The 11,356-nt window shown below is 56.1% G+C and carries 10 protein-coding genes and 2 pseudogenes; 2 read left to right on the top strand and 10 right to left on the bottom strand.

Annotated features, from left to right (window positions below; genetic code table 11):
* Positions 1-106 precede the first annotated feature (106 nt).
* Positions 107-418 (top strand): annotated as a pseudogene (locus BV390_RS19360) (LysR substrate-binding domain-containing protein); the annotation flags it as partial.
* Here the strand turns inward: BV390_RS19360 and rihC are convergent.
* The 7 genes and pseudogenes from rihC to BV390_RS31550 form a co-directional block, all read right to left on the bottom strand.
* Complete coding sequence (gene rihC, locus BV390_RS19355; RefSeq protein ID WP_032689537.1) at positions 379-1,293, bottom strand: ribonucleoside hydrolase RihC; 915 nt, start codon at positions 1,291-1,293, stop codon at positions 379-381. The pseudogene BV390_RS19360 and the gene rihC sit on opposite strands and share 40 nt — an antisense overlap.
* Before the next feature lie 66 nt (positions 1,294-1,359).
* Positions 1,360-2,310, bottom strand: a complete 951-nt coding sequence (ispH, locus tag BV390_RS19350) for a 4-hydroxy-3-methylbut-2-enyl diphosphate reductase (RefSeq protein ID WP_032689538.1) — start codon at positions 2,308-2,310, stop codon at positions 1,360-1,362.
* A 1-nt stretch (position 2,311) separates the two neighbouring features.
* Positions 2,312-2,761, bottom strand: coding sequence for an FKBP-type peptidyl-prolyl cis-trans isomerase (gene fkpB / locus BV390_RS19345; RefSeq protein WP_032689539.1), 450 nt, complete (start codon positions 2,759-2,761; stop codon positions 2,312-2,314).
* A 118-nt stretch (positions 2,762-2,879) separates the two neighbouring features.
* Positions 2,880-3,380 (bottom strand): signal peptidase II, encoded by a 501-nt coding sequence (gene lspA, locus BV390_RS19340; RefSeq protein WP_032689540.1) that lies wholly within the window; start codon positions 3,378-3,380, stop codon positions 2,880-2,882.
* Positions 3,380-6,196, bottom strand: coding sequence for an isoleucine--tRNA ligase (gene ileS / locus BV390_RS19335; RefSeq protein ID WP_032697301.1), 2,817 nt, complete (start codon positions 6,194-6,196; stop codon positions 3,380-3,382). The genes lspA and ileS overlap by 1 nt, the downstream gene beginning before the upstream one ends.
* A gap of 44 nt (positions 6,197-6,240) precedes the next feature.
* Positions 6,241-7,179, bottom strand: coding sequence for a bifunctional riboflavin kinase/FAD synthetase (gene ribF, locus BV390_RS19330; protein WP_004857719.1), 939 nt, complete (start codon positions 7,177-7,179; stop codon positions 6,241-6,243).
* Between the two features lie 7 nt (positions 7,180-7,186).
* Positions 7,187-7,390: pseudogene (locus BV390_RS31550) on the bottom strand (DUF2575 domain-containing protein); the annotation flags it as partial.
* Positions 7,391-7,509: 119 nt separating this feature from the next.
* On the opposite strand from BV390_RS31550, the gene rpsT reads away from it, so the two are divergent.
* A complete protein-coding gene (rpsT, locus tag BV390_RS19325; RefSeq protein ID WP_003018940.1) occupies positions 7,510-7,773 on the top strand; it encodes a 30S ribosomal protein S20 in 264 nt (87 codons plus the stop codon).
* 63 nt (positions 7,774-7,836) lie between these two features.
* On the opposite strand, the gene nhaR is transcribed toward rpsT, so the two are convergent.
* From nhaR to dnaJ, 3 genes are all read right to left on the bottom strand, one after another.
* On the bottom strand, positions 7,837-8,736 hold the full coding sequence (nhaR, locus tag BV390_RS19320; RefSeq protein WP_032689541.1) for a transcriptional activator NhaR: 900 nt from the start codon (positions 8,734-8,736) through the stop codon (positions 7,837-7,839).
* A gap of 52 nt (positions 8,737-8,788) precedes the next feature.
* Positions 8,789-9,961, bottom strand: coding sequence for a Na+/H+ antiporter NhaA (gene nhaA / locus BV390_RS19315; RefSeq protein ID WP_032697235.1), 1,173 nt, complete (start codon positions 9,959-9,961; stop codon positions 8,789-8,791).
* Positions 9,962-10,184: 223 nt separating this feature from the next.
* Positions 10,185-11,321, bottom strand: coding sequence for a molecular chaperone DnaJ (gene dnaJ, locus BV390_RS19310; protein WP_032697234.1), 1,137 nt, complete (start codon positions 11,319-11,321; stop codon positions 10,185-10,187).
* Between the last annotated feature and the right edge of the window lie 35 nt (positions 11,322-11,356).

Raw genomic sequence — 11,356 nt, 5'->3', positions numbered from 1 at the left:
CTTACCCAGATCGATACCAATAAGCGCAATGTTTTCCATGATGGTTCTCCGAATGAAAGCCTGTCCTCAGCATAGTACTGGGAAGGAGGGAGTGACCATCTCATTAACTATCCAGACTCACGGACGCTACGCCGCCAACCATACTGCCGTACGCCTTGATGCGGTGAAGCAGCATTTAGGTATCGGCAGCCTGCCGCTGTTTACCGCTCGCGACGCGCTGGCCCGGGGCGATATCGTGCAGGTTCTGGCAGAATGGGAGTTTATCAGTAGCTATAGCGGACAGCTGTGGCTGCTGTGGTCGGGCAATAAACATATGCCCGCCAGAATGCGGGCCATGATTGATTATCTGAGCGAGAAAATTGACGGTCGCCAGGCCGCTTACGGCGCCAGGGCCAACACTTCCGCCACCCAGCGCTGAAAACCGCCCACATCCAGCTCCAGCGCAACGCGAGCGTTCGCCGGCTGCCCGAGTCGCCCTTCGATATCGACGACGGTGGTACCGGATGTCCAGGTCCCCTGCGTTTCCACCGCCACAAAGCACGGTTGTAGGGTAAACAGCTCGGGGCGCACCAGCCAGGCAATGGCGCACAGGTCATGCATACGTAGCCCGCTGCTCATGCTGCCGCTGCGATAATGGCTGAACAGCGCGTGGAGCATCTTTCCGGTGTTGTTCAGCGCGGGCAGCGTGGCGAGGTACTCCGGCGTCAGCATCGCCCTGTTCGTCACGTCGAGACCGCACATCACGATCTCCAGACCGCTGCGAAATACGCTGGCCGCGGCTTCCGGGTCGATAGCAATATTGAACTCCGCATTGGGCGTGAAGTTACCGCGCCCGGCAGAACCGCCCATGATCACCAGCCGGCGAATATTAAAGCGACATTCCGGATACTGCGTCAGGAGCAGCGCAATATTGGTCAACGGACCAATCGCTACCAGCGTAATGGGCTCCTGAGCATGCATCAGCGCGTCGCGAATGGCCTGAAAGGCCGGTTTCGGCAATGGCTGGCAGTCATGCTCGACAAAATCATACCCTTCCATACCGGACTCACCATGCACGGAGGCCGCATCGCGCAGCGGGCGCAAAAGCGGCATCGACGCCCCTTGAGCCAGCGGAACCTTCGCCTGCCAGAAATGCAGTAGCTGCAGGGCATTACGGGTGGTTTTTTCCACCGACACGTTCCCCGCCACCGTCGTCATCAGCTGCAGATCGAGCTCGGGGGCAAACAGCGCAGCGGCGATCGCCGCCGCGTCGTCAATGCCGGGATCGGTATCAAGAATGATCGGTAAGCGCATCGTTTCTCCCAAAAAAAATGCCAGACGTTAAGTCTGGCATCTTCTCACATTCGCTGGCGAAAGAACTTAGTCTACTTCACGGACATCAACCCGCAGCTCTTTCGGTACTTCGAAAACGATATTCTCTTCACGCCCTTCCAGCGGGACGGCTTCTCCACCGCCCAGCGCCTGCAGACGCGCAATCACGTTCTGCACCAGAATATCCGGGGCCGATGCGCCTGCGGTCACGCCAACGCACGCGGCCTCTTTGACCCACGCTTCCTGAATATCCGTCGCGTCGTCAATCAGATAGGCTGCTTTCCCCATCCGCTGAGCGAGCTCCGCCAGACGGTTGGAGTTAGAGGAGTTTTTCGACCCCACCACCAGCACGACATCGGCCTGTTCCGCCAGCGCACGCACCGCTTCCTGACGGTTGGTGGTTGCGTAACAGATATCGTCTTTGCGCGGCCCGACGATTTTTGGGAAGCGTTCGCGCAGCGCGTCGATCACATCCGAAGTGTCATCTACCGAGAGGGTGGTCTGCGTCATAAACGACAGCCGGGCGTCGTTTTTCACCTCCAGCTTCCAGACGTCATCGGGCGATTCCACCAGATACATTCCCCCTTCCGGGTTGCTGTACTGGCCCATCGTCCCTTCGACTTCCGGGTGACCGGCATGGCCAATCAGGATCGACTCTTCGCCACGACGACTGGCGCGGGCGACTTCCATATGCACTTTGGTCACCAGCGGACAGGTCGCGTCAAAGACCGTCAGATCGCGGTTTTTCGCTTCATTACGCACCGCCTGAGACACGCCGTGCGCGGAGAAAATCAGGATCGCGCCATCAGGCACTTCGCTAATCTGTTCGATAAAAATGGCGCCGCGCTTGCGCAGGCTATCGACCACATAGCGGTTATGCACCACTTCATGACGCACATAGATCGGCGCGCCGTAGAGCGTCAGCGCGTTTTCGACAATGCTGATAGCGCGGTCAACACCGGCGCAGAAGCCGCGCGGGTTAGCCAACAGGATCTGCATTTCACTCCTCCAGCGCCGGATCGATTTCCAGCACTTCAATATCAAAATGGACGGTGCGCCCGGCCAGCGGGTGGTTGAAATCCACGGTGATCGAATCGCCGTTCACTTCACGAATCACGCCGGGCATTTCGCTGCCATCCATTGCGGTAAAGAGCATAATCGCGCCAATTTCCGGCTCGCCCGCATCGATAAATTCACGACGGGAAAAATACTGGATAAGATCCGGGCTTGGCACGCCAAACGCGGCATCGGGCTCCAGCGAAAATACCTTTTTCTCACCCTCTTTCAGACCCAGAAGCTGTTGTTCAAGACCTTCAGACAGGGAGGTGTCGCCAAGGCGAAACAGGGCAGGTTTGCCGTTATTGCGGGTGGATTCAGCCGTTGAGCCATCATCCAGTTTCAGCGTGAAGTGAACGAGGATCGCGCTGTTGCTCTGTACGGATTTAGACATGCAAATTGCTCGCTTGTTTTGGCCCGCCTGTTTGCCCGGTGACGCTACGCTTACCGGGCCTACGGAAGGGCACAAATTCTGTAGGCCGGGTAAGCGCAGCGCCACCCGACATTTACATTTACACCGGCTCTTTCGCCGAAGGTTTTGGCAGGAAGCCTTCCAGCACAATCAGCGCCGCGCCGATACAAATTGCGGTATCGGCGAGGTTGAAGGTAGCGAAATGCCAGTCCCCGACGTAGAAATCAATCATATCGACGACAAAACCATGCCATAGCCGATCAAACAAATTCCCCAACGCGCCGCCAATAATCAGCGCGTAGGCAATGTTGTTCAGCTTTTGCGTGGCTTTTGAGCGATACATCAATACCGCCAGAATCACGCAGATACCGATGGCAATGCCGGCAAAGAACCAGCGCTGCCAGCCGCCGCTATCGGCAAGGAAACTAAAAGCCGCGCCATAGTTACGCGCATAATGCAGATTAAGCGACGGGAACAGCGATACCGTATCCCCCAGAGCAAAGTTCTGGAGGATCAGGAATTTACTGCCCAGGTCAATAATCAGCACGGCTACAACGACCCAAAGCCAGCGTAGCCCCGTTGAACAGACAGATTTACTCATCAGGCAAACTTACGTTTTTCGCCGTCACCGGCGACGTTGCTGACACAGCGACCGCAGATTTCCGCGTGTTCCGCCACCTTGCCGACATCGCTGGTATAGTGCCAGCAGCGTGGGCATTTCTCGCCTTCGGCTTTACTCAGCACGACTTTCAGACCTTTCAGCAGTTCACTCTGCCAGGCATCCGCCGGCGCCTGTGCATAATCGGCAACCGTCGCCCCGGAGGTCAACAGGACAAATCGTAATTCGCTGCCCAGCGCGTTCAGCTTCGCGGCCAGATCGGCATCGGCATACAGCGTGACCGCCGCTTCCAGAGAACCGCCCACCAGCTTGTCGGCACGCGCCTGCTCGATGACCTTGTTGACTTCGCCACGTACCTGCAGCAGGTCGTCCCAGAAGTCGTCGTTCATCGCTTCGTCATCGGCCAGGCCGAACAGACCTTCATACCACTCACCGGTGAAGACGTATTTCTCGCGGGAACCCGGCAGGTAGCCCCAGATTTCGTCTGCGGTGAAGGACATGATCGGCGCCATCCAGCGAACCAGCGCTTCCACAATATGGAACAGCGCGGTCTGGCAGCTGCGACGCGCCACGCTGTCCGCTTTCGCGGTGTACTGGCGATCTTTGATGATGTCGAGATAGAACGAGCCCATTTCGATGGAGCAGAAGCGCATCAGGCGCTGCACCACTTCGTGGAAATCATACGATTCGTAGGCCTTCAGGATATCTTCCTGCGCCGCTTGCGCGCAGCCTACCGCCCACCGATCGAGCACCACCATCTCTTCCGGTTTCACCATATCTTTGACCGGATCGAAACCGTTAAGGTTCGCCAGCAGGAAGCGTGCGGTGTTACGGATACGACGATAGCTGTCGGCAGCACGTTTAAGGATCTCGTCAGAGACCGCCATTTCGCCGGTGTAATCGGTAGACGCGACCCACAGACGCAGGATATCCGCGCCCAGTTTATTCATCACATCCTGCGGAGAGACGGTGTTACCGATGGATTTGGACATTTTACGTCCCTGACCATCTACGGTGAAACCGTGCGTCAGCACCTGGCGGTACGGCGCTTTGCCCTTCATCGCCGTGGAGATCATCAGCGAGGACATGAACCAGCCGCGATGCTGGTCAGAACCTTCCAGGTACATATCGGCGGCGTGACCGGAGAATTCAGGGCGTACGTCAACAACGGAGGAGTGGGTAGATCCGGAGTCGAACCACACGTCCAGGGTATCCGGCACTTTCTCGTAGTTGTCCGCGTCAGCGCCCAGGATGTCGCGGGAATCGAGATCCCACCACGCCTGAATGCCGTCAACTTCAACGCGCTTCGCCACTTCTTCCATCAGTTCCAGGGTATTCGGGTGCAGTTCCTGCGTCTCTTTGTGCACAAACAGAGACATCGGCACGCCCCAGGTACGCTGACGGGAGATACACCAGTCAGGACGGTTAGCAACCATGGATTCGATACGCGCCTGGCCCCAGTCCGGGATCCACTGCACACCTTTGATCTCTTTCAGCGACTGCGCGCGCAGACCTTTCTGATCCATGCTGACGAACCACTGCGGGGTCGCACGGAAGATGATCGGCGACTTGTGACGCCAGCAGCACGGATAGCTGTGCTGCATTTTCTCAACGTGCAGCAGCGCACCGCTTTCGCGCAGCATTTCGACGATGATGTCGTTCGCTTTAAAGACGTTAATACCGTCCAGCGCCGGATAGGTCCCCGGCAGGTAGGAACCGTCCGGGCCGACCGGATTGGCAATTTCCAGGCCGTATTTCTGGCTGATGGTGTAGTCGTCCGGACCGTGGCCGCCGGCGGTATGGACCGCACCGGTACCCGCATCCAGAGTGACGTGATCGCCGAGGATGGCCGGTACGTCGAAGTCGAGGAACGGATGCTTAAAGCGCATCAGTTCCAGTTCATCACCTTTCACCGCCGCCAGGATGGTGTAATCCGCAATACCCGCGCGTTTCATCACGCTTTCAACCAGATCTTTCGCCAGGATCAGCGCCTGGTCTGCGACCTGCACCAACGCATAGTCGAATTCCGGCGACAGGGAGATGGCGCGGTTGGCTGGCAGGGTCCACGGGGTGGTGGTCCAGATGACCAGTGATACCGGGCCGGTGACATCGGCAACGCCGAATTTCGCCAGCACAGCGGCTTTGTCTACCGCGTGGAACGCTACGTCGATAGAAGGAGACGTTTTGTCGTAATACTCGACTTCCGCTTCAGCCAGCGCAGAACGGCAGTCGACACACCAGTGCACCGGCTTCGCGCCTTTGTGCAGGTGGCCGTTACCGATGATTTTACCCAGCGCACGGATAATGTTGGCTTCGGTTTTGAAGTCCATGGTCAGGTACGGACGCGACCAGTCGCCCAGCACGCCCAGGCGGATAAAGTCTTTACGCTGGCCGTCGATCTGCTCAGCGGCATATTCGCGGCACTTGGCGCGGAATTCAGCAGCGGTGAATTTCTCACCCGGCTTGCCATATTCCTGCTCCACTTTCAGCTCGATCGGCAGACCGTGGCAGTCCCAACCTGGAACGTAAGGCGAGTCATAGCCCGTCAGTCCTTTGGACTTAACGATAATGTCTTTCAGAATCTTGTTAACCGAGTGACCAATATGAATGCTGCCATTCGCATAAGGAGGGCCATCATGCAGAATGAAGGTTTTTTTGCCTTTTTTCGCTGCACGGATGATGCCGTACAGGTCATCATCGGTCCAACGCGCCAGCATTCCCGGTTCGCGCTTGGCGAGATCGCCACGCATCGGGAACCCTGTTTCCGGCAAATTCAGGGTGGATTTATAGTCACTCATCAGATTCTCGGTTCCGTATTTCGGTTTGATAAACACCAACAGGCTTATGCCTGCCTGGCCAGCCCAAAGAACTCGCGGGCCGTTAACTCATCACGTGCAATTTGCGCTTTCAGCTCATCAAGCGACGCAAATCGCTGCTCGTTACGTATTTTTTTACGCAGTATTACATCTATATGGCGACCATAAAGGTCCATTACAACGTCCAGCAAATGCACTTCCAGCTGCTGGCGAACGCCAGCAACCGTTGGACGGGTGCCAATGTTGGCGACGCCCACCAGCGGTTTGTCGCCCAGTCCTGTCACTTCCACCGCATAGACCCCTTTTACCGGGGAAACCTGACGACGTAGCGGTAAGTTCGCCGTCGGAAAACCAATAGTGCGCCCCAGCTCATCGCCGTGGACCACGCGTCCGGAGATCGTAAAGGGATGGCCCAGCAGGTTTTCCGCCTGCACAAGGTCGTCATCCGCTAGCGCCTGGCGCACCGCCGTGCTGCTGATACGTACACCGCCCTCGCAGAAAGTTTGGGTGCTGGTTACGTCAAAACCGTATTCCGCCCCGGCTTTCTGTAATAACAAGAAATCCCCCTGGCGACCAGCGCCAAAGCGGAAATCATCACCCACAGCAAGGAACTGCACGCCTAAACGGCGCACCAGCAGTTCGCTGATAAAATCCTGGGCGGTCAGGGCGGCGAAGCGGCGGTCAAAGCGCACGCACAGCACATAGTCGACGCCGCTTTCAGCCAGATAGCTCAGCTTTTCCCGCAGACGCGTTAAACGGGCTGGCGCCTTATCGGCGGCAAACAGCTCCAGCGGCTGTGGTTCGAAAATCATCACCACCACCGGTAAACCACGCTGGCGGCCCTCGGCGCGCAAACGCTGCAGCAGCGCCTGGTGCCCGCGATGTACACCGTCAAAATTACCAATGGTCAGCACGCACCCGTGCGGTGCCTGACTGAGATTATGTATGCCGCGTATCAGCTTCATGTCTGGCTCAAAACAGTGAAAATCGTCCGAGTATACCTTGTACAACTGACGACGTTAACCAGCGATTGCACCTCTTAACCGAAAGATCCCGGGAATTCATCAACTCAGCGCGGGAATGCGGCAAAAACTACCCGGGCCCAGCGATTTTTATGGTGGAAAGGCTGTATTCGCCAGCAACAAGCTGGTAGAATCTTGCGCCATCACTACGTAATAAAGCGTCGTTGTTTTAAGCGGCGCTTATTTGCACAAATCCATTGACAAAAGAAGGCTAAACGGGCATATTCCTCGGCCTTTGAATTGTCCATATAGAACACATTTGGGAGTTGGACCTTGGCTAATATCAAATCAGCTAAGAAGCGCGCCGTTCAGTCTGAAAAGGCCCGCAAGCACAACGCTAGCCGTCGCTCTATGATGCGTACTTTCATCAAGAAAGTATACGCAGCTATCGAAGCTGGCGACAAAGCTACTGCACTGAAAGCATTTAACGAAATGCAACCGATCGTGGACCGTCAGGCTGCTAAAGGTCTGATCCACAAAAACAAAGCTGCGCGTCATAAAGCAAACCTGACCGCTCAGATCAACAAACTGGCTTAATCGCCTGCTTGTTATCGCTTTGTAAAAAAAACCCGCGAAAGCGGGTTTTTTTATGCCTGTCAGTTACGCCTGCGGCGTCGTGAAGAGTGACGAATAGTCGCGATTGCAAATCCGTTGCACCGCCGGATGCTGAATCATTCTTTCGGCAAAAATGGCGTGATACTCCTCCATCACATTCTCCATCCGTCCGATCTCAATAATCGTCTCATCCTGATAGAAGTCATGCGCGTAAAGCGTCGGCGCGACAAAAATCGCATTATGCGCCGCACCGAACGCCTTCATCAGCGCCGCATCATCAAACTCACCAAGAATCTCGACCTTCAGCCCCTGCGAGTTGAACCAGTTCAGAAGCTTGCGTCCCAGCATCGAGCGCCGGCCGGGGATCAGCAGACGACGCTCCTCCAGACAGGCGGGGAACGGTTTTTCCGGCGGCGGGTTCATACACCAGAAGCTCACGCTGCACTCGCCGATACGCACAGAGAACAGCCCTTCCTGCTGGGTGGAATCGATGGGGCAGTCTGAGATGATCATATCGAGCTTGTGCTGGCTGAGCTGCTCAAGCAGCATTTCGTGGGTCGACTCAAAGCAACGCAGATGAATCTGTTCATTATCCACTACCGCCGCATCCAGCACCCCGCTCACCAGCCTTTTCGACAAAGCATCGGCAACACCGACATCGAACAGCAGGTTAGACTCTTTGCGGTAGTTCACAATATCGAGCATCTCCTGGCTTAGCGTGAACATGCGGTCTGCATAGCGGAACACCAGCTCGCCCAGTTCACTCGGCTCCAGCCCCCGCCCTTTGCGTTTAAACAATTTTCCCTGCAAACGCTCTTCAAGCGCTTTGATTTGCCCGGTAATGGTCTGCGGCGTCAGGAACAAAGCCTCTGCGGCGCCGACAACAGAACCTTCTTTGTAAACGTGCCAGAAGTAATACAGGTGGTTGTAATTAATATGCGACATGTTTCTCTCCCTGATAATGCCAGGGGAGCCCTTGCAGGCTCCCCATCGAATGTTAAGCCGTCGTGGTATCCGCAATACGCCTGCGTAGTATCATATACCCGGTCACGGCTGACAGAACTGATCCAATCAGGATGCCTAGCTTGGCCCAGTTGATTAAGCCAGGATTAACGCTGCTGAAGGCCAGACTGGCGATGAAAATCGACATCGTGAAGCCAATCCCGCACAGAATACCGACCGCCACTATCTGCTTGCAGGTCGTCCCTTCCGGCAGCGATGCCCATTTCAGTTTTAACGCCAGCCAGCAGAACAGGCTGATACCCAGCGGTTTGCCGATAAACAGCCCGGCAATAATCCCCAGCGGCAGCAGTGACGTCAGTCCTTCAATCGTTACGCCTTGCAGCGAGACGCCTGCGTTAGCGAAGGCGAAAAGCGGCAGAATCAGGTAAGCCACCCACGGATGCAGGACATGCTCAAGCTGCTTAGCCGGTGATTTACCGCCCTGCTCCTTCAGCGGGATCATAAAGCCAACGATCACCCCGGCTAACGTCGCATGAACCCCGGACTTCAGGACCGCAGTCCATAGCACCGCGCCGACCAGGATATAGATACCGGTGCGTCGGACGCCGCAAAGATTGAGCGCGACCAGCACGGCAATCGCCCCTGCCGCCACGCCCAGCGACAGGACGGAAAGGTCGCTGGTATAAAACAGGGCAATGATGATAATGGCGCCCAGGTCGTCGATAATCGCCAGCGCCATCAGGAAGATTTTCAACGCCGGCGGTACGCGACTGCCCAACAGCGCCAGCACTCCCAGCGCAAAAGCGATATCGGTCGCCGCCGGAATCGCCCAGCCCTCGCGGGTAATCGGATCCTGAGCATTAAACGCCAGGTAGATCAGCGCCGGGACAATCATCCCACCTAAGGCCGCCACGACCGGGAAAACGGCCTGACGGCGGCTGGCCAGCGCCCCCTGAATCATCTCACGCTTCACTTCCAGGCCAATCAGCAAGAAGAAGACGGCCATGAGCGCATCGTTAATCCACAGCAGCATGTTCTTATTGATTTCCAACGCGCCCACACGCAGCTGAACGGGTGTTTCCAGAAAGGAGTGGTAAATACCGCTGGTTGCGCCAGTATTAGCCAACAGCATAGCCAACGCGGCCGCGAAAATGAGGATAACGCCCCCTGAAGCATCGCTACTGAAAAAACGCTGCAGATGTTTCACTTTTACTCTCTCTATAAGGCTAATTCATCGATGAAACTATTCTAGTCGCCATAACACTTCGAAAAAATAAGATTATTATTGCGTTATAGCTCGATTTTTACGATATAAAGCAAACGGCAAAGCGCGACTCTGACCGGAGGGATTCAGCCATCATTAACAGATAGCGGGCTGGAAACAAAAAAGCCACTTTAACAATAAAGTGGCTTTTCAGAATCGCAGTAGATTAGCGCGTCAGGTCGTCGAAGAATTTCTTCACGCCATCAAAGAAACTTTTGGAGCGCGGGCTGTTTTTTTCACCCGTTGGGCCGCCAAAACTTTCCTGAAGATCCTTCAGCAGCTGTTTCTGTTTTTCATTCAGCCCTACCGGCGTTTCAACCACCACGCGGCACAGCAGATCGCCCTGCGCGCCGCCGCGTACGGATTTCACCCCTTTGCCACGCATGCGGAAGAGCTTACCGGTCTGCGTTTCGCCAGGCACTTTCAGATTGACGCGGCCATCCAGCGTCGGGACTTCAATCTCGCCGCCGAGGGCAGCCATGGTGAAGTTGATCGGCACTTCGCAGTACAGGTTATTGCCTTCACGCTCAAAGATAGCGTGCTGCTTAACCTGGACCTGAACGTACAGATCGCCCGCCGGAGCGCCGTGCTCACCCGCTTCGCCTTCGCCTGAAAGACGAATACGATCGCCGGTATCCACACCCGCCGGGATTTTGACCGACAGGGTTTTGGTCTTCTCGACCCGGCCGTGACCGTGGCATTTGTTGCACGGATCTTTAATCAGCGTACCGCGTCCCTGGCAATGCGGACAGGTTTGCTGAACGGCGAAGAAGCCCTGACGCATCTGCACCTGACCGGCACCGTGACAGGTTGGACAGGTTTGCGGTTTGCTACCGGCTTTCGCGCCGCTGCCGTGGCAGACGTCACACTCTTCCAGCGTCGGGATGCGAATCTCTTTAGTCACGCCGCGAACGGCTTCTTCCAGCGTCAGCTCCATGTTGTAGCGCAGGTCAGCGCCACGCGCCGCACGCTGACGGCCACGACCGCCGCCAAAGATATCGCCAAACACGTCGCCAAAGATATCGCTGAAATCTGCACCGCCGCCAAAACCACCGCCGCCGCCGCCCATGCCACCTTGTTCAAAGGCGGCGTGGCCGTACTGATCGTAGGCCGCACGCTTCTGGTCATCAGTCAGGATTTCATACGCTTCTTTAATTTCTTTAAACTTCGCTTCGGCTTCTTTATCACCCTGGTTACGGTCCGGGTGATATTTCATGGCCAGGCGCTTGTAAGCCTTTTTGATTTCACGCTCTTCCGCTGTTTTGGAAACGCCTAAAATCTCGTAATAATCTTGCTTTGCCATTGGTGTTTTTCAGCCCCTTAACATGCGTGCACGGG

The sequence above is a fragment of the Klebsiella sp. YJ genome (genome assembly GCF_002108615.1).
In the GTDB taxonomy this organism is placed as follows: Bacteria; Pseudomonadota; Gammaproteobacteria; order Enterobacterales; family Enterobacteriaceae; genus Klebsiella; species Klebsiella planticola.
The sequence above is the reverse complement of the archived record's forward strand: the minus strand, read 5'-3'. Positions and strand labels throughout refer to the sequence as shown.